Source organism: Streptomyces sp. SAJ15 (assembly GCF_007595705.1).
Classification (GTDB): Bacteria; Actinomycetota; Actinomycetes; order Streptomycetales; family Streptomycetaceae; genus Streptomyces.
Map to the genome: position 1 here is coordinate 446,676 of NZ_NISY01000004.1, position 24,300 is coordinate 470,975.

Below are 24,300 nucleotides of genomic sequence, written 5' to 3' on the forward strand. Positions count from 1 at the left end.
CTCCGGGGAAAGGAGGCGGAAGGGGCCTTCGGTACCAGCTGTGGTGCGCCGCACCCGCGTGGCGAACGCAGGCCGCGTGCGGCGCGATGTCGCTGTGCGAGACAGCGAGGCTTGCTCTACAGGACTGCTCCTGCGGGCCGCCGGTCGGAGCGGGTGAGAGGGACCGCTGTGCCCGTTCCGGCGGGGGCTTCACGCCCCGGTGGATTCCAGAAGCGCCTCGTCAGGACCCGGAGGTCCGAACCCGGCGGTGTTCCGGAAAGACGTGCGGAGGTCAGCCCTGGAGGGACGAGACCTGCTGCGCCAGCGCCGACTTCTTGTTGGCGGCGGCGTTCTTGTGGATGACGCCCTTGCTGGCGGCCTTGTCCAGCTTCTTGCTGGCCTCGCGGACGGCGACGGTGGCCTTCTCGAGGTCACCGGCGGCCACGGCCTCGCGGGCCTTGCGGATGGCGGTCTTGACCGAGGACTTGATCGACTTGTTGCGAAGTCGCGCCTTCTCGTTGGTCTTGTTCCGCTTGATCTGGGACTTGATGTTCGCCACGAATGAGCCTTTTCAGGTTCGAATGGATGGTTCGCTTGGATCCCAGGGGATCCGGGGCGCGCCTCGGCATGAGAGGGCACGAGGCACAGTGGACCAGGCTACCAGCAGGCTCTAACGCGTCCCAAACCGGAGAGCGCCGCCCGGTCATGGGACGATAGGGGGAAACCAACACCTGGAACCAACACCGCGTCCCGCCTAGACACAGGACCCTGCGTGCCCGCGACCCCTACCAACGTGCCGGAGCCGAGCCGTACCGACCCGGCGCTCATCCGCAACTTCTGCATCATCGCGCACATCGACCACGGCAAGTCGACGCTGGCCGACCGGATGCTTCAGCTCACCGGAGTGGTCGAGCAGCGGCAGATGCGCGCGCAGTACCTCGACCGCATGGACATCGAGCGCGAGCGCGGCATCACCATCAAGTCCCAGGCGGTCCGTCTGCCGTGGGCCCCGACCACGGGGCCCGACCAGGGCCGTACCCACATCCTCAACATGATCGACACGCCTGGGCACGTCGACTTCACCTATGAGGTGTCGCGGTCGCTGGCGGCCTGTGAGGGCACCATCCTGCTCGTCGACGCCGCGCAGGGCATCGAGGCGCAGACCCTCGCCAACCTCTACCTGGCGATGGAGAACGACCTCGCCATCGTCCCCGTGCTGAACAAGATCGACCTGCCGGCCGCGCAGCCCGAGAAGTTCGCCGAGGAGCTCGCGAACCTGGTCGGCTGCGACCCGGACGACGTGCTGCGCGTCTCGGCCAAGACCGGCATGGGCGTCGAGGCCCTGCTGGACCGCGTGGTGCGGGAGGTCCCGGCCCCGGTGGGCGTGGCCGACGCCCCCGCCCGCGCGATGATCTTCGACTCGGTCTACGACTCCTACCGCGGTGTCGTGACCTACGTCCGTGTCGTCGACGGCCAGCTCGGCAAGCGCGAGCGCATCAGGATGATGTCGACCGGCGCGACCCACGAGCTGCTGGAGATCGGCACCAACTCGCCCGAGATGCTGCCGGCCGACGGCCTCGGCGTCGGCGAGGTGGGCTACCTCATCACCGGTGTGAAGGACGTCCGTCAGTCCAAGGTCGGTGACACGATCACCCAGCAGACCAAGGGCGCCACGGAGGCGCTCGGCGGCTACAAGGACCCCAAGCCGATGGTGTTCTCCGGCCTCTACCCGCTGGACGGCTCGGACTACCCGGAGCTGCGCGACGCCCTCGACAAGCTCCAGCTCAACGACGCCGCGCTGGTCTACGAGCCGGAGACCTCCGCCGCGCTGGGCTTCGGCTTCCGCGTCGGCTTCCTCGGCCTGCTCCACCTGGACGTGATCCGCGAGCGCCTGGAGCGCGAGTTCGGGCTCGACCTGATCGCCACCGCCCCCAACGTGGTCTACCGCGTGCTCATGGAGGACGGCAGCGAGCACACGGTCACCAACCCGAGCGAGTTCCCCGAGGGCAAGATCTCCGAGGTCTACGAGCCGGTGGTGCGCGCCACCATCCTCGCGCCCAGTGAGTTCATCGGCTCGATCATGGAGCTCTGCCAGACCCGTCGCGGCACCCTGCTCGGCATGGACTACCTCTCCGAGGACCGGGTGGAGATCCGCTACACCCTGCCCCTCGCCGAGATCGTCTTCGACTTCTTCGACCAGCTGAAGTCCAAGACCCGCGGCTACGCCTCGCTGGACTACGAGCCCACCGGCGAGCAGACCTCCCAGCTGGTGAAGGTCGACATCCTGCTGCACGGCGACAAGGTGGACGCGTTCTCCGCGATCACCCACCGGGACAACGCCTACGCCTACGGCGTCCGCCTGGTCGCCAAGCTCAAGGAGCTCATCCCGCGGCAGGCCTTCGAGGTCCCCGTCCAGGCGGCCATCGGCTCCCGGGTCATCGCCCGCGAGACCATCCGCGCCATCCGCAAGGACGTCCTCGCCAAGTGCTACGGCGGTGACATCTCCCGTAAGCGGAAGCTGCTGGAGAAGCAGAAGGAAGGCAAGAAGCGGATGAAGATGGTCGGCTCCGTGGAGGTCCCGCAGGAGGCGTTCATCGCGGTGCTCTCCAGCGACGACTCCGCGGGCGGCAAGGGCAAGAAGTAATCCGTACGCCTCACGGGCTCGCCAGGAGCGCCCGTGAGGCGCGGCCGTGGAATCCGCGGCCGGGTCGTCACACCGACCCCGACAAGGGTCCGGCGCACCACGCCGGGCCCTTGATCCGAGTTCCGCGGACAACGTCCCCGCCAGACCCTTACCAACAGCGGATACGGCCTCTACGCTGATCTCCACTCGAAGGTTACCCACGAGTCAATAAGACGAGTCGGCCGACGGAGTCCGACCATCGACGGAAGTCGAGGGTCGACGGCGTCGGTCGACGAGCGTTGAGGCGGGCCCCGGAGGATGCCGTGACCGACACGAAGACGTTGCTAGAGAACCGGCCGCCGTCCCTGGCGACGCACTTCCTTCGGCGCGTCGACAAGACACCCGACAACGAGGCGTTCCGCTACCCGGTGCCGCCCGCCTCAGGCGAGGGCCCCGACGAGTGGCGCCCGTTGACCTGGCGGCAGACCGCCGATCGGGTCTTCCATGTCGCCGCCGGCCTGATCGCCCTCGGGGTGCGCCCCGAGGAGCGGGTGGCGATCGCCGCCGGCACCCGCGTCGAGTGGATCATCAGCGACCTCGGCGTGCTCTGCGCCGGCGCGGTGACCACCACCGTCTACCCCAGCACCAACGCCGAGGAGACCGCGTTCATCCTCGCCGACTCCGGCAGCCGGGTGCTGATCGCCGAGGACGCCGCCCAGCTCGCCAAGGCGCGCGAGCAGCGCGACCGGCTGCCCGAGCTGACGCACGTGGTGGTCATCGAGGAAGCGGACGCGGTGGCCGCCCCGGACGACCCGGACGGCTGGGTGCTCTCGCTGGCCGAGCTGGAGCGGCGCGGCGAGGCCCACCTGGCCCAGCACCCCGACTCCGTCCGGGAGCGGATCGACGCGCTCCGCGCCGACCAGCTGGCGACGCTCATCTACACCTCCGGCACCACCGGGCGCCCCAAGGGCGTGCGGCTGGCCCACGACGCGTGGTCGTACATGGCCGTCGCCATCGGCAACATCGATCTGCTCTACCCCGACGACATGCAGTACCTGTGGCTGCCGCTGGCGCACGTCTTCGGCAAGGTGCTCACCGCCGGGCAGATCTACGTCGGGCACGCCACGGCCGTCGACGGCCGGGTCGACAAGATCATCGAGAACCTGCCGGTGGTCCGACCCACCTATATGTGCGCCGTGCCCCGGATATTCGAGAAGGTCTACAACGGCTCGGCGAAGAAGGCCCGCGAGGCCGGCGGCGCCAAGTACAAGGTCTTCCAGTGGGCCGCCGAGGTCGCCCGGGAGTACGCCAAGGTCTCCCAGGACAACTTCCGGCGCACCGGCACCGCGGCGGTCCCGCTCGGGCTGCGGACCAAGCACGCCCTGGCCGACAAGCTCGTCTACGCCAAGCTGCGCGAGGCGTTCGGCGGCCGACTGCGGGCCGCCGTCTCCGGCTCGGCCGCGCTCTCCCCCGACATCGCCTACTTCTTCGGCGGCGCCGGCATCCACATCCTGGAGGCGTACGGACTCACCGAGTCCAGCGCCGCCAGCTTCCTCAACCCGGAGAACTACCGCACCGGCACCGTGGGCAAGGCGCTGCCCGGCCTGGAGGTCCGGTTCGCCGAGGACGGCGAGATCCTGCTGCGCGGCCCCGGCATCATGCAGGGCTACCACGGGCAGCCGGAGAAGACCGCCGAGGTGCTGGAGCCGGACGGCTGGTTCCACACGGGCGACATCGGCGAGCTCTCCCCGGACGGCTATCTCCGGATCACCGACCGCAAGAAGGACCTGATCAAGACCTCGGGCGGGAAGTACGTGGCCCCGGCCGAGGTCGAGGGACAGTTCAAGGCGGTCTGTCCGTTCGTCTCCAACATCCTGGTGCACGGTGCCGACCGCAACTACTGCACCGCGCTCATCGCCCTCGACGAGCCGACCATCCTCGGCTGGGCCGAGGAACACGGCCTGGGCGGCAAGACGTACGCCGAGGTGGTGGCCACCCCCGAGGTGCACGAGCTGATCGACGGCTACGTCAAGCGGCTCAACGAGGGCCTCCAGCGCTGGCAGACGATCAAGAAGTTCCGGCTGCTCCCGCGCGACCTCGACGTCGAGCACGGGGAGCTCACGCCGAGCCTCAAGCTGAAGCGGCCCTTCGTGGAGCGCGAGTACAAGGACCTCCTGGAGGAGATGTACGCGGGCACCCGCGAGGCGTAGCGCCTCGCCGGCGGGGCGAAGCGAGGGTGAGGGGCCGGCCGGATCCGGCCCCCCACACCTCCGGCCTCCGATCTTCCGCGGACCGACCCCGTCCGCGGACCGACCGTTCTCGCGGGCGGGCCGTCCCCCGGCCGGGCCGGCCCCACCACGAGGCGGGCCGGGTCGCTCCGGCGATGCCGGACAATGGGTTGCATGCCTTCCGTACTGCCCGATGGTGAGCCCGTGCCCGACGACGGGGCGCTGCCCCGTGACGCGCTGGCGGGTGCGGCCGGGCGGCCGCTGGGCTTCTACCTGCACGTGCCGTACTGTGCCACCCGCTGCGGCTACTGCGACTTCAACACGTACACCGCCAGCGAGCTGCGTGGCTCCGGCGGCGCCCTCGCCTCGCGCGAGAACTACGCCGACACGCTGATCGAGGAGATCCGGCTGGCGCGCGAGGTGCTGGGCGACGACCCACGCCCGGTCCAGACGGTCTTCGTCGGCGGCGGCACCCCGACCCTGCTGCCCGCGGCCGATCTGGGGCGGATGCTCGCCGCCATCCGGGAGGAGTTCGGGCTGGCGCCGGACGCCGAGGTCACCACCGAGGCCAACCCGGAGTCCGTCGGCCCGCGCTACCTCGCCGAGCTGCGCGACGGCGGATACAACCGGGTCTCCTTCGGCATGCAGAGCGCCCGTCGGCATGTGCTGAAGATCCTCGACCGCACCCACACCCCGGGCCGCCCCGAGGCCTGCGTCGCCGAGGCCCGCGCGGCCGGCTTCGAGCACGTCAACCTGGACCTGATCTACGGCACGCCGGGCGAGAGCGACGACGACTGGCGCGCCTCCCTGGACGCGGCGCTGGGCGCGGAGCCCGATCACGTCTCCGCCTACGCGCTGATCGTCGAGGAGGGCACCCAGCTCGCCCGGCGCATCCGGCGCGGCGAGGTCCCGATGACCGACGACGACGTGCACGCCGACCGCTATCTGATCGCCGAGGACCGGCTGTCGGCCGCCGGCTTCGAGTGGTACGAGGTCTCCAACTGGGCCACCACCCCCGAGGGCCGCTGCCGCCACAACGAGCTGTACTGGCGCGGCGCCGACTGGTGGGGCGCGGGTCCCGGCGCCCACAGCCACGTCGGCGGCGTGCGGTGGTGGAACGTCAAGCACCCGGGCGCCTACGCCCAGGCCCTCAGCGAGGGCCGGTCGCCCGGCGCGGGCCGCGAGGTCCTCGCCGAGGAGGACCGTCGGGTCGAGCGGATCCTGCTGGAGCTGCGGCTGTCCGAGGGCTGCCCGCTGGACCTGCTGAAGCCGGCCGGCCGCGCGGCGGCCGAGCGCGCCCTGGCGGACGGGCTGCTGGAGCGGGGCCCGTACGACGCCGGCCGCGCGGTGCTGACGCTGCGCGGGCGGCTGCTGGCCGACGCGGTGGTGCGCGATCTGGTGGACTGATTACCTGTTCGGGTGAACTGACGCGCATACGCCGACTACCCGCCTACGCTCTCCATAGGCTGCCGTTACAAGCACGCGGCGGATGTGGAGGAGACCACGGAGATGACCGCTGTGGATGAGCGCCGAATGACCGAGATCTTCGAGAACCTCGACGTTCCCGAGGGCATCAAGGTCGAGCTCCTCAGGGGGGAAATCGTGATGATGGCCGCGCCCAGCTGGGTGCACAACGACATCGTCGAGTGGGTGCAGGCGCAGATCCCCATCGAGAAGTGGCAGCGGAAGACGACGCAGGCCGTCGCGATCCCGGGCGAGGAGAGTGAGCCGCAGCCCGACCTCGTGGTCCTTGAGCGGGAGGCGTTCCAGGGGCCCGAGGCCCTGATCCCTTCCCCGGATGTGTCCCTCGTGGTGGAGGTGGTCTCCAAGACCAGTCGGGACCGTGACTACGGGGCCAAGCGCTCCATCTACGCGGCCGGCCGGGTGCCCGCCTACCTGATCATCGATCCGTTCGCCGCCGAGTGCCTTCTGCTCACGGCCCCCGTCGGTGCCGGCTACGAGGCCAAGTACCAGGCGCAGCGGACCACCGGTTTCGGGGAGCCGGTCCCGCTCGACGTGCTCGGCATCGAACTGGACACCAGCCGCTTCCGTACGCTGCCCTGATCAGGCGGGGGCCGTCACGAAGTCGATCAGCTCCTCCACCCTTCCCAGCAGCTCCGGCCGCAGGTCCTTGTAGGTGCGGACCGAGCCCAGGATCCGCTGCCAGGCCGCGCCGGTGTGCTCCGGCCAGCCCAGCGCGCGGCAGACACCGGTCTTCCAGTCCACCCCGCGGGAGACCGTCGGCCAGGCGGGGATGCCCACGGACGAGGGCTTGACCGCCTCCCAGACGTCCACGTACGGGTGGCCGACGACCAGGACGTGGTCGCCCGTCACCTCGGCGGCGATGCGGGACTCCTTGGAACCGGGGACCAGATGGTCCACCAGCACGCCCAGCCGGGCGTCCGGGCCCGGGGCGAAGTCGCGGACGAGGGCCGGAAGGTCGTCGACGCCCTCCAGGTACTCCACCACCACGCCCTCGACGCGCAGGTCGTCGCCCCACACCTTCTCCACCAGCTCGGCGTCGTGGCGTCCCTCGACGTAGATGCGGCCCGCGCGGGCGACGCGGGCGCGGGCACCGGGCACCGCGATCGAACCGGAGGCGGTCAGCCGGGGACCCGCCTGCCGGGCCGGGGCCGTCGGTCGGACCAGGGTGACGACCCGGCCCTCCAGCAGGAAGCCGCGCGGCTCCATGGGGAACACCCGGTGCTTGCCGAAGCGGTCCTCAAGAGTGACGGTGGGGCCCTGGGCGGTCTTCTCACAGCGGACGACGGCGCCGCAGAAGCCGGTGGCGACCTCCTCGACCACCAGATCGGGATCGGCGGGCACCTCGGGCGCGGGAGCGCTCCGCTTCCACGGAGGGGTCAGGTCCGGGTCGTACTGTCTGCTGCGCACCGGGAGACGCTACGCCACCCCGAACCGCGCCGCCAGCTCGGCGCGTTGGCGGCGCACGAAGGCCGCGTCCACCACGGCGCCGTGCCCCGGGACGTACCGCGCGTCCTCGCCGCCCAGGTCGAGCAGCCGGTCCAGGGCGGCGGGCCAGCGACCGGGGAGCGCGTCCCGGCCGGCCTGCGGCTCACCGGACTCCTCCACCAGATCGCCGCAGAAGACCACCGGCGGCTCGCCGGAGGCGGGCGCGCCGGGGACCAGCACCACCAGGTCGTGGCTGGAGTGGGCGGGGCCGAGGTCGGCGAGCAGCACCCGACGGTCGCCCAGGTCGACGGCGAGCTCCCCGGTGACCGGATGGTGGGGCAGCACCAGGAAGTCGACGGCCTCGGCCGCCGCGTCCGCGTCCACACCCTGCCGGACCGCGCTTCCGTGCAGCTCGTCCCGCTCCCGCTCCAGCAGCCCGGCCAGCCCCACCGACCCGTACACCTCGCAGCCCGCGAAGGCGGCGGTGCCCAGGACGTGGTCGAAGTGCGGATGGGTGAGCACGATGTGCGTCGGGCGACGGCCGAAGAGCTCGGTCACCTCCCGGCGGATCTCCGCCCCCTCCCGCAGCGTGGAGCCGGTGTCGACGACCAGCACCCCCGTCTCGCCGGCGATCGCCCCCACCGTCGCGTCCCAGCCCGGCAGCCGGCGTCGTGCGACCCCCGGCGCGAGTCGCTCCCAGCGCGCCCGGTCGCCGTCACCGTTCATCCCGGCCTCTTCCCCATCGCTGCTCATAGGGAGACGCTAGCGCCAGCACGACGGCGTCGCGCGGGCGCCCGGGGCGGCTCGCGGTCGCCGGCCGCGCCCCCGGGAGCGGGGCGGAACCGGGCCCGGCCAGGGCCAGGACCGGCCCGGACGAGCTGGTCAGGGCTGGTGCGCGGCCGGTGCGGGGCCGGTGCGGCGAGGCCGGCCCTTGCCCGGGCCCTGGCACCCGGCCGTACACTGGGCCCGGAAGATCTGGCACTCGGCTCAGGTGAGTGCCAGGGGGAAGAGACTTCAAGCCCCGAGCAGCGGCCGGACTGGAGGTGTGTGTGCGCCATGCTGAGTGAACGCAGACTCGAAGTGCTGCGCGCCATCGTCCAGGACTACGTGGGCACCGAGGAGCCGGTCGGCTCCAAGGCGCTCACCGAGCGCCACCGGCTCGGCGTCTCCCCGGCCACGGTGCGCAACGACATGGCCGCCCTGGAGGACGAGGGGTACATCGCCCAGCCGCACACCAGCGCGGGCCGCATCCCCACCGACAAGGGCTACCGCCTGTTCGTGGACAAGCTCGCCGGCGTCAAACCGCTCTCCCAGGCCGAGCGGCGCGCCATCCAGAACTTCCTGGACGGCGCCGTCGACCTGGACGACGTGGTGGGGCGCACGGTCCGGCTGCTGGCCCAGCTGACCCGGCAGGTCGCCGTGGTGCAGTACCCGTCGCTCAGCCGGTCGACGGTGCGCCATGTCGAGCTGCTGGCGCTCGGACCGGCCCGGGTCATGGTGGTGCTGATCACCGACACCGGACGGGTCGAACAGCGGCACGTGGAGTGCCCCGCCCCGGTCGGCGAGACGACCCTCGCGGACCTGCGGGCGCGGCTCAACGGCCGGGTGGTGGGGCGGCGCTTCGCCGACATCCCGCAGCTCGTCCAGGACCTGCCCGACTCCTTCGAGGTGGACGACCGCGGCACGGTCTCGGCCGTCCTGGCCACCCTGTTGGAGACCCTGGTCGAGGAGACCGAGGAACGGTTGATGATCGGCGGCACCGCCAATCTGACCCGCTTCGGACATGATTTTCCTCTCACCATCCGGCCCGTCCTGGAGGCCCTGGAGGAGCAGGTCGTGCTCCTGAAACTCCTGGGCGAGGCCAAGGATCCGGGCATGACCGTACGCATCGGGCACGAGAACGCCCACCAAGGGCTGACGTCCACGTCCGTCGTCGCGGTCGGCTACGGTTCGGGCGACGAGGCGGTCGCCAAACTCGGCGTGGTCGGACCGACCCGCATGGACTACCCCGGAACGATGGGAGCGGTACGCGCAGTGGCACGTTACGTCGGACAGATCCTGGCGGAGTCGTAAGTGGCGACGGACTACTACGCAGTCCTGGGCGTGCGGCGGGATGCCTCGCAGGACGAGATCAAGAAGGCGTTCCGCCGGCTCGCTCGTGAGCTGCACCCGGACGTCAACCCGGACCCGAAGACCCAGGAGCGGTTCAAGGAGATCAACGCCGCTTACGAGGTCCTCTCCGACCCGCAGAAGAAGCAGGTCTACGACCTCGGCGGCGACCCGCTCTCCAGCACCGGCGGTGCCGGGGCCGGCGCCGGCGGCTTCGGCGCGGGCTTCGGCAACTTCTCCGACATCATGGACGCGTTCTTCGGGACCGCCTCGCAGCGCGGACCCCGGTCCCGCACCCGGCGCGGCCAGGACGCCATGATCCGCCTCGACATCGAGCTCGACGAGGCGGCGTTCGGCACCACCAAGGACATCCAGGTCGACACCGCCGTCGTCTGCACCACGTGCACCGGCGAGGGCGCGGCCCCCGGCACCTCGGCGCAGACCTGCGACATGTGCCGCGGCCGTGGCGAGGTCTCCCAGGTCACCCGGTCCTTCCTGGGCCAGGTCATGACCTCCCGCCCCTGCCCGCAGTGCCAGGGCTTCGGCACCGTGGTGCCCACCCCGTGCCCGGAGTGCGCCGGCGACGGCCGGGTGCGCTCCCGCCGCACGCTCACGGTCAAGATCCCGGCCGGTGTGGACAACGGCACCCGGATCCAGCTCGCCGGCGAGGGCGAGGTCGGCCCGGGCGGTGGCCCGGCGGGCGACCTGTACGTCGAGATCCACGAGCTTCAGCACCCGGTCTTCCAGCGTCGCGGCGACGACCTGCACTGCACGGTCACCATCCCCATGACGGCGGCCGCGCTCGGCACCAAGGTGCCGCTGGAGACGCTCGACGGCATGGAAGAGGTCGACATCCGGCCCGGCACCCAGTCCGGTCAGTCGATCCCGCTGCACCAGCGCGGCGTCACCCATCTGCGCGGCGGCGGCCGTGGCGACCTCGTCGTCCACGTCGAGGTGCAGACGCCCAGCAAGCTCGACCCGGAGCAGGAGGAGCTGCTGCGCCGGCTCGCCAAGCTGCGCGGCGAGGAGCGCCCGACGGGCGAGTTCAAGCCGGGGCAGCAGGGCCTGTTCTCGCGTCTGAAGGACGCGTTCAACGGGCGCTAGGCCCGTTGAACGCGGAGCCCGGGGAGCCGCGCTCCCCGGGCTCCGCCTCGCCCTCGGGCGCCCGGCCGCGGCCGAGGCCCGAGGTCGGTACTGTGCGGTACGGGGGACGTGACACGATGTGGTCATGTCCTCCGCGCTGACCGATCTCTATCGGTACCCGATCGTGCAGGCCCCCATGGCCGGTGGCGCCTCCTGTCCCCGGCTCGCCGCCGCCGTCTCCGACGCGGGTGGCCTCGGTTTCCTCGCCGCGGGCTACAAGACGCCGGAGGCGATGTACGAGGAGATCAAACAGCTCCGCGCCCAGACGGAACGCCCCTTCGGGGTGAACCTGTTCATGCCGCAGCCGGCCGCCGCCGACCCCTCCGCCGTCGAGGTCTACAGCGAGCAGCTCGCGGCCGAGGCCACCTGGTACGAGACGCCGCTGGGCGACCCCGACTCGGGCAACGACGACGCCTACGAGGTCAAGCTGGCGATCCTGCTGGACGACCCCGTGCCGGTGGTCTCGTTCACCTTCGGCTGCCCCTCGCGCGCCGTCTTCGACGCCTTCGCCAAGGCCGGCACGCGCACCGTGGTCACCGTCACCTCGCCGGAGGAGGCGGAGGCGGCGCAGTGGGCGGGCGCCGACGCGGTGTGCGTCCAGGGCGTGGAGGCGGGCGGCCACCAGGGCACGCACCGCGACGACCCGCAGGCCGACGGCGCCGGCGCCGGCACCGGGCTGCTGACGCTGACCGCGCTGGTCCGGGATGCCGTGCGGATCCCGATCATCGCGGCGGGCGGACTGATGCGCGGCGGGCAGATCGCGGCGGTGCTGGCGGCCGGCGCGAGCGCGGCCCAGCTGGGCACGGCGTTCCTGGTCTGCCCCGAGTCGGCGGCCAACCCGCTGCACAAGGCGGCCATGACCGACCCGCTGTTCCCGCGCACCGAGCTGACCCGAGCCTTCTCCGGCCGCCCGGCCCGCGGCCTGGTCAACCGTTTCATCCGCGAACACGGCCCGTACGCGCCCGCCGCCTACCCCCAGGTGCACCACCTCACCTCCGGCCTGCGCAAGGCGGCGGCGAAGATCGGCGACCCGCAGGGCATGGCGCTGTGGGCGGGCCAGGGCCACCGGCTGGCGCGCGAACTGCCCGCCGGGCGGCTGGTCGAGGTGCTGGTCGGCGAGCTGGAGGCGGCGCGGGCCGGGCAGTCGGCCGCCCCGCGCGACGGGGTGGCGTCATGACGGCGCCGGTCTTCGTGGTCGACACGGTGCCGGCGGCCGGGGAGTTCGTCCTGGACGGACCCGAGGGCCGACACGCGGTGTCGGTGCGCCGGCTGCGCGCCGGTGAGGAGTTGGTCCTCACCGACGGCCGCGGCACCTGGGCGGAGGGCGTCGTGCTCGCCGCCGAGGGCAAGGACCGGCTGGTGGTCCGGGTGACCGCCGGCGGCGCGGCCGAGCCCGAGCCCGCCCCGCGCATCACCGTCGTCCAGGCGCTCCCCAAGGGCGACCGCGGCGAGTTGGCCGTGGAGACCATGACGGAGACCGGGGTCGACGCCATCGTGCCGTGGGCCGCCTCCCGCTGCATCACCCAGTGGCGCGGCGACCGGGGCGCCAAGTCCCTGGCCAAGTGGCGGAGTACCGCACGCGAGGCGGGCAAGCAGTCACGTCGGGTGCGCTTCCCCGAGGTGCACGACGCGATGACGACCAAGGAGGTCGCCGCGCTCCTCGGCGACGCGGACCTCGCGGCCGTGCTGCACGAGGAGGGCAGCGAACCGCTCGCCACCGCGGAACTCCCCGCCTCGGGGAGCATCGTGCTGGTCGTGGGCCCCGAGGGGGGTGTCTCCCCGGAGGAGCTCGCCGCCTTCGCGGAGGCCGGCGCCCGACCGTACCGGCTGGGCCGCACGGTCCTCCGCACCTCCACGGCGGGCACCGCCGCCACCGCCCTCCTCCTGGGCCGCACCGGCCGCTGGAACTGACCCGGTAGCCCCGTTCGGCGGCGGGTGCTCGCCCCCTACCGCCGCGCCCTGCGTACCGCCGCAACCCTCCGCGGTGGCCCGTCTCGTCCCGCCGCGGTGGCGAACGACCCCGACGGCGGAGTCCGGCGGTGCCGAACCGGCGCGCGGTGGTGACTGGGTCGCACGGTGCTCCGTACCTCGCACCGGCCGCTGGAACTGACCCGGTAGCCCCGTTCGGCGGCGGGTGCTCGCCCCCTACCGCCGCGCCCTGCGTACCGCCGCAACCCTCCGCGGTGGCTTGTCTCGTCCCGCCGCGGTGGCGAACGACTCCGACGGCGGAGTCCGGCGGTGCCGAACCGGCGCGCGGTGGCGGCCGTTCCTGCGATCGGCCGCGATGATGGGCCGGTCGACGGTCTTCCGGATCGCGCGGCGGGCTGGCAGTCTGTCCCGTATGGGGGCATTACGACATGTGCGGCGGCTCCTTGCCGCCGGAGTCACGGGAGTTGCGGTCCTGGCCGTGACGGCCTGCGAACCCGAGGAGCGTCGGGGACTCAGCGCCATCGGCGTGGCCGTCACCACGGACAAGGTCGCCACCCGGGCGCTGGAGCGCGGCGGTATCGGCGTGCGGTGGATGACGTGCACCGCCGACCTCAAGGGCGACCAGGTGATCGGGGCGTCCTCCTCGCCCGCCAGCGAGGCGTCGGTGGACTGTCGCGGTGAGACCGAGCGGGGCGACGCGGAGATCCGGGTCACCGGCGTCGTGACGTATGCGCGCGAAGGGCGGTGCGTGCGCGGCGATCTGACGGCCAAGGTGGCCGGCAAGCAGGTCTTCCGCGCGGACGTGATCGGCGAGTGCGGTGGGGGCGGCGGGAGCGGGGAGGGTGACGGCGACGGCGGCGAGCGGCCGTCCGACGGCGCCACGCGAACCGCCCACCAACCCACCGACGGCCCCGCCACCGGCCCGTCCGCGCCGCGGACCTCCGCAGCCCCCACCGTCGGCAAGTAGTGCGGCACCGGACGCAGACCGCCCGGTAGCATCCCCACCGTACGGAACCGTACGAGCCGACGACCCGGAGGAGCCCACCGGTGGCGGGAGAACCGCAGGCCGACTGCCTGTTCTGCAAGATCGTGTCGGGAGACGTGCCCGCGACCATCGTCCGGGAGAGCGAGACCACCGTCGCCTTCCGTGACATCAATCCCCAGGCCCCGACGCACATCCTGGTGATTCCCAAGGCGCACTACCCGGACGCCGCCTCCCTCGCGGCCGCCGAGCCGACGATCGCCGCGGACATACTGCGTGAGGCCGGCGAGGTCGCCACCGAGGAGAAGATCGAGGGCACCGGCTTCCGGATCGTGTTCAACACCGGCACGGGCGCGGGCCAGACCGTCTTCCACGCCCACGCGCATGTGCTCGGTGGCCGCGGCCTCCAGTGGCCTCCGGGGTAAGTTCCCTTGTCCGCACGAGAACTGGTGGTCCTGGGCACCGCCAGCCAGGTCCCGACCCGGCACCGCAACCACAACGGCTATCTGCTCCGCTGGGACGGCGACGGCATCCTCTTCGACCCCGGTGAGGGCACCCAGCGGCAGATGCTGCGCGCCGGGGTCGCGGCGCACGACATCGACCGGATCTGCGTCACGCACTTCCACGGCGACCACAGCCTGGGCCTGGCCGGGGTGATCCAGCGGATCAACCTGGACCGGGTGCCGCACCCGGTCACCGCGCACTACCCGGCCAGCGGCCAGCGCTTCTTCGACCGGCTGCGGTACGCCACCGCCTACCGGGAGACCGTCGAGCTGGCCGAGCGGCCGGTGGCGGAGGACGGGGTGCTGGCCGCCTGCCGCGGCTACACCCTGGAGGCGCGCCGGCTCTCCCACCCGGTGGAGTCCTACGGCTACCGCCTGGTCGAGCCCGACGGCCGCCGGATGCTGCCCGAGGCGCTGGCCGAGTACGGCATCGCCGGGCCGCGGATCGGACAGCTCCAGCGGGAGGGGGAGGTCCAGGGCGCCGACGGCCGTCTGGTCCGGCTGGAGAAGGTCAGCGAGGAGCGCCCCGGTCAGCGCTTCGCGTTCGTCATGGACACCCGGCTGTGCGCGGGGGTCCACGCGCTCGCCGAGGGGTGCGACATGCTCGTCATCGAGTCCACCTTCCTGGACGAGGACGAGTCGCTGGCCGTCGAGCACGGCCATCTGACGGCCGGCCAGGCGGCCGCGGTCGCCGTCGGGGCGGGGGTGCGGCACCTGGTGCTGACCCACTTCTCCCAGCGGTACGGCGACCCCGCCGAGTTCGAGCGTCAGGCGCGGGCCGCGGGCTTCGCGGGAGAGCTCACCGTGGCCCGTGATCTGATGCGGGTGCCGCTGCCCAAGCGTCGTCAGCCGCGTCCCGCGTCCGGTGGGTGACGAGGAAGGACACCACCTTCCCCGTCGGCGTGGGCTCCGACCGGAGCTCGGCCACCATCGCCTGGAGCAGGGAGAGTCCGCGCCCCGTCTCGGAGTCCCACGCCGCCTCGGCCGGCACCGCCATGCGCGGGCTGGTGTCGTGCACCATGACGACGACCCCCTCGGGGCGCTGGGCCAGCGTCAGGGTGCACGGCGCGCCGTGGCCGACGTGCTTGTGCACGTTGGTCAGCAGCTCGCTGATGCCCTGGGCGACCACCTGCCGGAGCTCCTTCGCATGACCCCAGTGACGCAGCCGCTCGTTCGCCAGCCGCCGCACATGCTGGATCTCCTCCGGGTGGGCGGTCACCGCCGTCACGCTGACGCGCAGACCGGAGGAGCTCTCAACCACGTGATCTGTCATGGGGGGGGACCCTTCGCACCGGGCACACGCGACCACCACCCGCCATGCGGTGTGCGCGGTCTTCGGCGGACGGGGGCCACAGCCTGACCCGCAAGGGCTGCCCCGCGCAAGCGTGTTGAGCACCACATGCGCGCCTTTATCACGCGGGGCCGGCGCGCGGGCCGGGTCGCGGGCCGGGACCGCCGGCCGGGGGGCCGCGACGGGGCGTTGTCAGTGACATGAGGCACACTGGCCAGACCACAGCACATCGGTGGCGTGACGCCTCGCTGACCCCTCACCGCGGCGCCATGCCGGCGCGGAGCGCGGAGCGACCCGGGGAGCGCACGGTGACGACACACAGCAGTGATCAGTTCGGGGCGGACAGCCCGCTGCTCGACCCGCTCGCCGCCCTGCGCACGCCCGCCGATCCGCCCCGGGACGTCTACCTCACCGGCACCGTCTTCCTCGACATCATCTTCACCGGCCTGGACTCCGCCCCGGTGCGCGGGACCGAGTCCTGGGCGCGCGGCATGGGGTCCAGCCCCGGCGGGGTCGCCAACATGGCCACCGCGCTGGCCAGGCTGGGCCTGCGCACCTCGCTGGCCGCGGCCTTCGGCGACGACCACTACGGGGAGTACTGCTGGGACGCCCTCGCCCAGGGGGAGGGCATCGACCTCTCGCTGTCCCGCACCGTCCCCGGCTGGCATTCCCCGGTCACCGTCTCCATGGCGTACGAGGGCGAGCGCACCATGGTCTCCCACGGCCATGAGGCACCCCCGCCGGAGCCCGCGCCGGACACCCCGCCGACGGCGCGGGCCGCCATCGCCTCGCTGGTGCCCGGCTGCCGCGAGGAGTGGATCGCCCAGGCCGCCCGCCAGGGCAGCCGGATCTTCGCCGACGTCGGCTGGGACGACACCGGCCGCTGGGACCCGGCCGACCTGTCCGACCTGGAGCACTGCGAGGCGTTCCTGCCCAACGCGGCCGAGGCGATGCGCTACACCGGCACCGACTGCCCGCGCGCCGCCGCCCGGGCGCTGGCGGACCTGGTGCCGCTGGCCGTGGTCACCCTCGGCGCCGAGGGGGCGTACGCGGTGGACGGGCGCACCGGCGAGACCGCCGAGGTCCCCGCCATCGCGGTCGAGGCGCTGGACCCCACCGGCGCCGGGGACGTCTTCATGGCGGGCTTCGTGACCGGCACCCTCGCAGACTGGCCGCTGGCCGACCGGCTGGCGTTCGCGGGGCTCACCGCCGCGCTCTCGGTTCAGGAGTTCGGCGGCTCCCTGTCCGCGCCCGGATGGGCGGAGATCGCGGCCTGGTGGGAGCGGGCGAAGGCGCTGCGCTCGGCGCGACCGATGGGCTCCGCGCCGTGCGCGCTGTCCCGCTACGACTTCCTGGACCGGATACTGCCCGCCACCCACCGCCCCTGGCCGCTCCGCAGGGCCGTGCCGACGATCGGCTTCCGCTCGTCCTGACCCCCCGGCCCCGCGGGTGCGCGGGAGGCGGAGACGGCGGGGCGGGGCCACGGGCGGCGGTGGCCCTGTTATGGCCAAAGCCCGGCGGGTGGGGAGCGGTGCTTGCCATCATGGGACGCCTTCGGGCATCGGGAGGCCCGAGCGGGGCCGTACGCGCCTGCGGATGTCGGCGCACTCATGGGGCGAGGTGGTCATACGGCATGGATGCGGCATGCGCACCGCCGGGTGGAGCGAGAGAAGGGGAGGAGGGGGCCGAAGGGGGAGCGGCGGGCGCGGGGGATCCGAGCGGCAGGGCCGAACAGGACGACGACCGAAAGCCCGGTGGCCGCGACGCGCGGCACACGATGGCCGAGCACTCGCCGGTCGCGCCGGCCGAGCATCCGCGGCTCGCGCTGGCCGAGCGGGTGGCCCTGCTCGCGGACCGCGCGGGAGCCGACGGCGCCGCCGAGCTCATCCGCCGGGCGGGTCGCCGCGCCGGTACGCCGGTGGCCCGGGTGTGCGTCGTCGGCAGCACCAATGCCGGCAAGTCGCAGCTGGTCAACCGGCTCGCGGGCGCGGCGCGGGTACCGGTCTCGGCGCTGCCGGTGGCGCGCCCGCCGACCGTGGTGCGATCGGAGGGCGGGGACGACTGGCTGGCCCGGTCCGGGCTGGAGCTGGTCGACACGCCGGGCTGGGACCTGACCGCGGAGGCGCCCGCCCACTGGGCGGACGGGGGCGAGCCGGCGCGGGTCGTCGCGGACTCCGACGTGGTCGTGGTGGCCACCGAGGCGCGTAGGGCCCTGCTGGGCACCGAGCAGGCCCGGATCAGGGGGCTGGCCGGCCAGCCGCACGCGCCGGCCATCGTCGTGGTCGTCACCAAGCTCGACGAGGTCGAAGACGAGCGGGACGAGGTGATGCGGCGGGTCAGACACCTGATGCGCACCCTCGCCCCCGAGGCGCATCTGCTGCCGGGCCCGCTCCCGGAGCGGGCACCGGACGCCTCCCCGGCGGACCGGCCCTCGCCGGCGGGCTCTCCGGCGGGCGGCGACCGCGAGAGCCGTGGGCACGAGTCGGGGGCGAGCCGGCCCGCGCGGGACGACGAGCACCTGGAGCTGTGCCGGTCGGTCCTCACCGCGCTCACCGGGGCCCGGCAGCGGATCGCGCTGCGCACCGTGCGCCGACTGCTGCTGCTCGCCGACGCCTGCGAGCTGGTGGCGGGCGCGGCCGAGCGGGGGCCGGCCGACGCGCGGCGCGACACCGAGCGGCAGGCGCGGGCGCTGGAGGTGTGGCACGCCGCCCACGAGAGCGCCCGGTTCGGCTGGATCGTGCTCGGGTCGGAGCTCGACCGGCGCCGGGGCGCGCTCATCGGGCGGGTGCGCGCCGAGGCGGGCCTGCGCCGGGCCCGCTGTGCCGCCGAGCTGTCCGCCACCCTGTCCGAGGCGCCCGAGCTCCCAGCCTTCCTGCGGCTGAGGGCCCTGCCCCGCGTCGAGCTGGCGCTCCAGGAGTTCGAGGGCTGGATCATCGGGACCGTCGAGGCCGCACTGGCCGAGGACACCGGCTGGCTGCGGGAGCGGCTGGCCGCCGGCCGGCCGGGTGAGGACCTCTTCGCGGAGCTCACGCCCGCCCCGCCGGCGACGCCGTACGAGGCTCCTCCGCCGCCGTGCTCCGGGGCCGGCGGAGGAGCCTTCGAGGGAGCGGCCGCCTGGCTCCCGGAGGCGGTCGGCGGCACCGTCGAACAGGCCCTCGCCCCGGTCGCCTCCGAGGCGATCGCGGCCGTGCTCGGGGCCGTGGTCACCGGGCTGGTGGAGGGCGCCCTGGCCCGCGGCCAGGAGCGGCGGCTGCTCGACACCGTCGACCAGGTCGACCACGCGGTCGACACCGCCTTCGAGGAGCACCTGGCCGCCGTCGAGCGCCGCGTCGCCGGGCTGTACGAGCGGCTTGAGGCCGGGGCCCGGGACCGGGACGAGCAGTGGTGGCGGCTGCACACCGCGGCCCTGGCCGCGCCCCCGGCCTCCCGCGAGCACTGGCGGAGCCTGCGCGACGAGGCGGCGCGGCTGCGTCGGGAGGTCGAAACCCATATGTCCGCACTGGGGATGGAAATGCCGCGACCAGGAGGGTCTTCGTGAGCCAGGAAATCCAGCAGGAATCCGGTCCGGCGGCCGCGAGGTTCGACGACTGGGCGAGCCGCGTCCGAGAACTGCGGGAGCTTTTCCACCGTCTCCAGGTCATCGCGGAGAACGCCGACGAGATCATCGGCGAAACCCGGGAGCTCGGCGCCGCCCAGCGACTGGAGAAGACCGAAAGCGTCTTCGAGCGCGAGACCTTCCGCATCATGGTCGTCGGCGAGTTCAGCAGCGGAAAGAGCACGCTGATCAACGCGATGCTGGGGAAGAAGCTGCTGCCGACCAAGGCGAACCCGGCCACCGCCTTCACCACCCTGCTGCAGTGGGGCGAGGCGGAGAAGGCCCGGCTCTACCGCGGCGTGGAGCGCCGGGGCTCCTCCACCGTGGTGAGCATCGACAAGTTCCAGGAGGAGGTCTCGCTGAAGATCGACGCCGAGGGGGCGCCGCGCGAGCCCTCCTTCGGCCTGGCCGTCGTCTCCCAACCGCTCGACCTGCTGCGCCAGTCGGTGGAGATCGTCGACTCCGCGGGCATCAACGAGAGCCCGGAGCGGGAGCTGATCACCCTCAGCTTCCTGGAGCAGGTGGACGCGGTCGTCTTCGTCACGGACGCCGGCCGCCCCTTCACCCTCAACGAGACCAAGAACTACCTCGACCACGTCCGGGAGCTCGGCCACCGGGACATCTTCTTCGTGGTCAACCAGTTCGACCGGATCGGCGAGGAGGACCGGGCCGAGGTCCAGAGCCGGTGTCGTAACGTCGTCACCCAGTTCAGTCGCGCATCGGGGTCCTCAAGCGGCACGAACATCTTCTTCGTGAGCGCCCTGACCGCCCTCAAGGCCCGGATCTCGCATGACGGCGCGGCGGAGCGGGAATCCGGGATCCTCGAGTTCGAGAAGGCCCTGGAGCTGTTCTGCCAGCGTGATATCGCCCGGGTGAAGTTCGTGCGCCTGGCGGAGTTCCTCCGCCACAACGTGGTGCTGCTCCGGCGGCGGCTCCAGGGCGAAAGCGCCATGCTGGCGAAGTCCGCCGAGGAGCTGCGCGCCATCCTGGACCGCAGCCAGGGCACCCGCGACCACCTCCAGCAGTCCCTGACCCAGATCCGGGACTGCGTCGACCGCTGGATCTCGGAGGTGGAGTCGGAGGTGAAGATGTCGTTCGCCGAGTTCCTGCGGGAGCTGGGCGAACAGGTCCCGCAGTGGGACGCCAAGGGCAAGGGGTCGCTCGGGCGGCTCTCCCGGGCCTTCACCCGGGACGGCCGGGTCGCCCTCTCCCGGGAGATCCAGCAGGGCTACGTCAGCGTCCTCCAGCGGGAGATGCAGATCTTCTGCACCCGCACCGTGGACCCGTTCATACGGCAGAAGCAGACGGAGCTGCTCCAGCGCATCGAACCGCTGCTGCAGTCGTACGCGAACACGCTGGAGGAGCTGCGCAGCGAGCTGACCGGCCTCCCGGCGGTGGCGGACCACGACTACCTCCAGCAGGCCCTGGCCCTGTCGGCGGACCGGGGCCGGGCCCCGGGGGAGGACCCCGACATCCCGCTCCACCTGCGGGCGGTGCCGATGATGGCGTTCGGGGCGGGCGCGGGCGCGGGGGCGGGCGGTGGCTTCGCCGCCGCGGCCAGCGCCGGAGCCGTGAGCCTGGGCGTGGCCATGCCGCCGCTCGGAGCCGCCATGGCCTTCGGGGCGGCACTCGGCGCGCTCAGCGCCGGCTTCGTGGCCGTCTTCTCGGTCGGCAAGCTGCGCGGCAAGGTGGCGGAGGACTTCGCGGCGCACCTGGTGCGCACCGCCGACGCCTCGGGCCAGCAGTACGCGCGCAACCGCGCCGCCGATCTGCGCGGCCACTGGCGCGGGGTCGCCGACGCCCTCGCGGACCGGCTCCAGGAGCTGATCGTCAGCGTGAAGCGGAACATCGACGGGGCGCGTGTGGACGAGCAGGAGAAGGTGCACCGGCGCAACGAGATCTCCCACCACGAGCGGTCCCTGACGGACATCGAGGACCTCATCGGCGCGTTCCTCAAGCCCTACGTCTCGGAGGTCCCGCGGGACTGAGCGGGCCGCCCCGGCCGGGCCGGGCCCCGGAAAAGGGCTCGGGCGATCTCGGCATACCGTCGTACCCTTGATATCCCAAGGAGGTCGAGCAGGGGCACCCTGCACGAGGAGGTAGCAGCAGGCCCGAGTGCCGGCCCATGACGCAGACACCCACAGAACGGCAGGCGCACGCCCAGTTCACCGTCCCGACCAAGCACCCCATGGTCATGGTCCTGGGCTCCGGTGACGTGCTGCTGCGCGTGATCGAGCAGGCGTTCCCGTCGACAGACATCCACGTCCGGGGCAACGAGGTCAGCGCGACCGGCGAGCCCGGCGAAGTGGCTCTGATCCAGCGGCTGTTCGACGAGATGATGCTGGTGCTCCGCACCGGTCAACCCATGACGGAGGACGCGGTGGAGCGCTCGATCGCCATGCTGCGAGCGGCGGACAACGGCGAGACGGGCGTTCCCGAGAGCCCGGCCGAGGTGCTCACACAGAACATCCTCTCCAACCGCGGTCGCACCATCCGGCCGAAGACGCTCAACCAGAAGCGTTACGTCGACGCCATCGACAAGCACACCATCGTGTTCGGCATCGGCCCGGCGGGCACCGGCAAGACCTATCTGGCCATGGCCAAGGCGGTCCAGGCGCTGCAGTCCAAGCAGGTCAACCGGATCATCCTGACCCGGCCGGCGGTCGAGGCGGGGGAGCGGCTGGGCTTCCTGCCCGGCACGCTCTACGAGAAGATCGACCCGTATCTGCGCCCGCTCTACGACGCCCTGCACGACATGCTCGACCCCGACTCCATCCCGCGGCTGATGGCCGCCGGGACGATCGAGGTCGCCCCGCTGGCGTATATGCGCGGTCGGACGCTGAACGACGCGTTCATCATTCTGGACGAGGCGCAGAACACCAACCCCGAGCAGATGAAGATGTTCCTCACCCGGCTCGGCTTCGACTCGAAGATCGTGATCACGGGGGACATCACCCAGGTCGACCTCCCCGGTGGCACCAAGAGCGGGCTGCGCCAGGTGCGGGAGATCCTCGACGGGGTGCAGGACGTCCACTTCTCGATACTCACCAGCACCGACGTGGTCCGGCACAAGCTGGTCGGCCGTATTGTCGACGCGTACGAGCAGTACGACAGCCGCAACGGGAAGCAGTAGTCACAGCACCATGGCGATCGACGTCAACAACGAGTCCGGCACCGACATCGACGAGCAGGCGATCCTGGACGTCGCCCGCTACGCCCTCGCCCGGATGCGTATCCACCCGCTCTCCGAGCTCTCGGTGATCGTCGTCGACGCCGACGCCATGGAGCAGCTCCACATCCAGTGGATGGACCTGCCCGGCCCCACCGATGTCATGTCCTTCCCGATGGACGAGCTGCGCCCGCCGGCCAAGGACGACGAGGAGCCCCCGCAGGGGCTCCTCGGCGACATCGTGCTCTGCCCGGAGGTCGCCAGGCGACAGGGCGAGGAGGCGCCGACCAACCACTCGATGGACGAGGAGCTCCAGCTGCTCACCGTGCACGGCGTGCTCCACCTGCTGGGATACGACCACGAGGAGCCGGACGAGCGGGCCGAGATGTTCGGGCTCCAGGCCGCCATCGTGGACGGCTGGCGCGCCGAGCGCGGTATCACCGGTCCCTCGCCGGCCCCCACCACCCGATGACCGCACAGCTGATCGCGGCGACCGTCCTGCTGGTGGTCGTCGCGTGGCTGGCGGCCTGCGCCGAGGCCGGCCTGGCGCGCACCACCCGCTTCCGCGCCGAGGAGGCGCTGCGCTCCGGACAGCGCGGCAGCGCCCGGCTGATGGCGGTGGCCGAGGACCCGACCCGCTATCTGAACGTCGCGCTGCTGGTCCGGGTGGCCTGCGAGGTGGCGGCCGGCGCCCTGGTGACCTACGCCTGTCTGCGCGAGTTCGACCAGACCTGGCAGGCGCTGACCGTGGCCATCGGCGTGATGGTCCTGGTCAGCTATGTCGCCGTCGGCGTCTCCCCGCGCACCATCGGTGCCCAGCACCCGCTGGGCACCGCCACCGCGGCCGCCTATGTGCTGCAGCCGCTGGCCCGGGTGATGGGCCCGGTGCCCGCGCTGCTGATCCTCCTGGGTAACGCGCTCACCCCCGGCAAGGGCTTCCGCAAGGGCCCGTTCGCCTCCGAGGCCGAGCTGCGCGCGATGGTCGACCTGGCGGAGAAGGAGTCGCTCATCGAGGACGATGAGCGGCGCATGGTGCACTCCGTCTTCGAGCTGGGCGACACGCTGGTGCGCGAGGTGATGGTGCCGCGCACCGACCTCGTCGTCATCGAGCGCTACAAGACCATCCGCCAGGCGCTCACCCTCGCGCTGCGCTCCGGTTTCTCCCGCATCCCGGTGACCGGGGAGAACGAGGACGACATCGTCGGTGTCGTCTACCTCAAGGACCTGGCCCGCAAGACGCACATCAGCCGGGACGCCGAGACGGAGCTGGTGTCCACGGCGATGCGGCCGGCGACCTTCGTCCCCGACACCAAGAACGCGGGCGACCTCCTGCGCGAGATGCAGCAGGAGCGCAACCACGTCGCCGTCGTCATCGACGAGTACGGCGGCACCGCCGGCATCGTCACCATCGAGGACATCCTGGAGGAGATCGTCGGCGAGATCACCGACGAGTACGACCGGGAGCTGCCGCCCGTGGAGGAGCTGGGCGCCGACCGCTACCGGGTGACCGCCCGGCTGGACATCGGCGACCTGGGCGAGCTCTACGGGCTGGAGCTGGACGACGAGGACGTGGAGACGGTCGGCGGGCTGCTCGCCAAGTCCCTGGGCCGGGTGCCGATCGCCGGCGCCTCCGGCCTGGTGGACCTCCCGGACGGCCGGTCGCTGCGGCTGACCGCGGAGGCCGCCGCGGGACGTCGGAACAAGATCGTCACGGTGCTGGTGGAGCCCATGCGCTCCGCCGAGCTGAGCGAGGAGGCGGGGCTGCCCGCACCGTCGTGACCTGGTGGTCCGCGGTGGGGGGACGGTCCCGTCCACCCACCCCGGACGCCCGCTTGAGAC

Annotated in this window: 21 protein-coding genes; 17 read left to right on the top strand and 4 right to left on the bottom strand. The window is 72.4% G+C overall.

The features are described from left to right. Positions 1 to 271 precede the first annotated feature (271 nt). Positions 272 to 538, bottom strand: a complete 267-nt coding sequence (gene rpsT, locus CD790_RS14510) for a 30S ribosomal protein S20 (RefSeq protein ID WP_144383615.1) — start codon at positions 536 to 538, stop codon at positions 272 to 274. 213 nt (positions 539 to 751) lie between these two features. On the opposite strand from rpsT, the gene lepA reads away from it, so the two are divergent. From lepA to CD790_RS14530, 4 genes are all read left to right on the top strand, one after another. Next, on the top strand, positions 752 to 2,623 hold the full coding sequence (gene lepA / locus CD790_RS14515; RefSeq protein WP_144383616.1) for a translation elongation factor 4: 1,872 nt from the start codon (positions 752 to 754) through the stop codon (positions 2,621 to 2,623). A gap of 302 nt (positions 2,624 to 2,925) precedes the next feature. Then, complete coding sequence (locus tag CD790_RS14520) at positions 2,926 to 4,812, top strand: long-chain fatty acid--CoA ligase (protein ID WP_144383617.1); 1,887 nt, start codon at positions 2,926 to 2,928, stop codon at positions 4,810 to 4,812. Between the two features lie 192 nt (positions 4,813 to 5,004). Beyond that, complete coding sequence (gene hemW, locus CD790_RS14525) at positions 5,005 to 6,237, top strand: radical SAM family heme chaperone HemW (protein ID WP_144383618.1); 1,233 nt, start codon at positions 5,005 to 5,007, stop codon at positions 6,235 to 6,237. A gap of 102 nt (positions 6,238 to 6,339) precedes the next feature. Next, positions 6,340 to 6,894: a Uma2 family endonuclease gene (locus tag CD790_RS14530; protein WP_144383619.1), complete on the top strand. Its 555-nt coding sequence runs from the start codon at positions 6,340 to 6,342 to the stop codon at positions 6,892 to 6,894. On the opposite strand, the gene CD790_RS14535 is transcribed toward CD790_RS14530, so the two are convergent. Then, positions 6,895 to 7,722: a DUF3097 domain-containing protein gene (locus CD790_RS14535; RefSeq protein WP_144383620.1), complete on the bottom strand. Its 828-nt coding sequence runs from the start codon at positions 7,720 to 7,722 to the stop codon at positions 6,895 to 6,897. It abuts the gene before it with no gap. Between the two features lie 9 nt (positions 7,723 to 7,731). Further along, positions 7,732 to 8,493, bottom strand: coding sequence for an MBL fold metallo-hydrolase (locus tag CD790_RS14540; protein ID WP_399217526.1), 762 nt, complete (start codon positions 8,491 to 8,493; stop codon positions 7,732 to 7,734). A 303-nt stretch (positions 8,494 to 8,796) separates the two neighbouring features. Here CD790_RS14540 and hrcA point away from each other — a divergent pair, with 303 nt between their 5' ends. The 7 genes from hrcA (at position 8,797) to CD790_RS14575 (ending at position 15,279) form a co-directional block, all read left to right on the top strand. Beyond that, positions 8,797 to 9,813: a heat-inducible transcriptional repressor HrcA gene (gene hrcA, locus CD790_RS14545; RefSeq protein ID WP_144383621.1), complete on the top strand. Its 1,017-nt coding sequence runs from the start codon at positions 8,797 to 8,799 to the stop codon at positions 9,811 to 9,813. Beyond that, positions 9,814 to 10,953: a molecular chaperone DnaJ gene (gene dnaJ / locus CD790_RS14550; RefSeq protein ID WP_144383622.1), complete on the top strand. Its 1,140-nt coding sequence runs from the start codon at positions 9,814 to 9,816 to the stop codon at positions 10,951 to 10,953. It abuts the gene before it with no gap. Between the two features lie 124 nt (positions 10,954 to 11,077). Beyond that, complete coding sequence (locus CD790_RS14555) at positions 11,078 to 12,169, top strand: nitronate monooxygenase (RefSeq protein ID WP_144383623.1); 1,092 nt, start codon at positions 11,078 to 11,080, stop codon at positions 12,167 to 12,169. Continuing rightward, on the top strand, positions 12,166 to 12,903 hold the full coding sequence (locus CD790_RS14560; RefSeq protein ID WP_144383624.1) for a 16S rRNA (uracil(1498)-N(3))-methyltransferase: 738 nt from the start codon (positions 12,166 to 12,168) through the stop codon (positions 12,901 to 12,903). The genes CD790_RS14555 and CD790_RS14560 overlap by 4 nt, the downstream gene beginning before the upstream one ends. A 496-nt stretch (positions 12,904 to 13,399) precedes the next feature. Continuing rightward, the gene (locus tag CD790_RS14565) at positions 13,400 to 13,888 is read left to right on the top strand and encodes a hypothetical protein (RefSeq protein ID WP_144383625.1); all 489 of its coding nucleotides are present in this window, start codon (positions 13,400 to 13,402) and stop codon (positions 13,886 to 13,888) included. An 80-nt stretch (positions 13,889 to 13,968) separates the two neighbouring features. Continuing rightward, positions 13,969 to 14,328 carry a histidine triad nucleotide-binding protein gene (locus CD790_RS14570; RefSeq protein ID WP_144383626.1) on the top strand — a complete coding sequence of 120 codons (360 nt, stop codon included), beginning with the start codon at positions 13,969 to 13,971 and terminating at the stop codon, positions 14,326 to 14,328. 6 nt (positions 14,329 to 14,334) lie between these two features. Then, positions 14,335 to 15,279 carry a ribonuclease Z gene (locus tag CD790_RS14575; protein WP_144383627.1) on the top strand — a complete coding sequence of 315 codons (945 nt, stop codon included), beginning with the start codon at positions 14,335 to 14,337 and terminating at the stop codon, positions 15,277 to 15,279. On the opposite strand, the gene CD790_RS14580 is transcribed toward CD790_RS14575, so the two are convergent. Then, positions 15,206 to 15,679 carry an ATP-binding protein gene (locus CD790_RS14580; protein ID WP_144383628.1) on the bottom strand — a complete coding sequence of 158 codons (474 nt, stop codon included), beginning with the start codon at positions 15,677 to 15,679 and terminating at the stop codon, positions 15,206 to 15,208. The genes CD790_RS14575 and CD790_RS14580 overlap by 74 nt on opposite strands. A gap of 326 nt (positions 15,680 to 16,005) precedes the next feature. Between CD790_RS14580 and CD790_RS14585 the strand changes: the two genes are divergently transcribed. The 6 genes from CD790_RS14585 (at position 16,006) to CD790_RS14610 (ending at position 24,240) form a co-directional block, all read left to right on the top strand. Continuing rightward, positions 16,006 to 17,130 (top strand): carbohydrate kinase family protein, encoded by a 1,125-nt coding sequence (locus CD790_RS14585; protein ID WP_260867575.1) that lies wholly within the window; start codon positions 16,006 to 16,008, stop codon positions 17,128 to 17,130. 344 nt (positions 17,131 to 17,474) lie between these two features. After that, positions 17,475 to 19,235 carry a GTPase gene (locus tag CD790_RS14590; RefSeq protein WP_186319016.1) on the top strand — a complete coding sequence of 587 codons (1,761 nt, stop codon included), beginning with the start codon at positions 17,475 to 17,477 and terminating at the stop codon, positions 19,233 to 19,235. Then, positions 19,232 to 21,280, top strand: a complete 2,049-nt coding sequence (locus CD790_RS14595; RefSeq protein ID WP_144383631.1) for a dynamin family protein — start codon at positions 19,232 to 19,234, stop codon at positions 21,278 to 21,280. The genes CD790_RS14590 and CD790_RS14595 overlap by 4 nt, the downstream gene beginning before the upstream one ends. A 137-nt stretch (positions 21,281 to 21,417) precedes the next feature. Further along, positions 21,418 to 22,425 carry a PhoH family protein gene (locus CD790_RS14600; protein ID WP_144383632.1) on the top strand — a complete coding sequence of 336 codons (1,008 nt, stop codon included), beginning with the start codon at positions 21,418 to 21,420 and terminating at the stop codon, positions 22,423 to 22,425. Between the two features lie 10 nt (positions 22,426 to 22,435). Further along, entirely contained in the window at positions 22,436 to 22,933 is a 498-nt protein-coding gene (ybeY, locus tag CD790_RS14605) for an rRNA maturation RNase YbeY (RefSeq protein WP_144383633.1), read from the top strand. Next, on the top strand, positions 22,930 to 24,240 hold the full coding sequence (locus tag CD790_RS14610; RefSeq protein WP_144383634.1) for a hemolysin family protein: 1,311 nt from the start codon (positions 22,930 to 22,932) through the stop codon (positions 24,238 to 24,240). The genes ybeY and CD790_RS14610 overlap by 4 nt, the downstream gene beginning before the upstream one ends. The last annotated feature ends 60 nt before the right edge of the window (positions 24,241 to 24,300 follow it).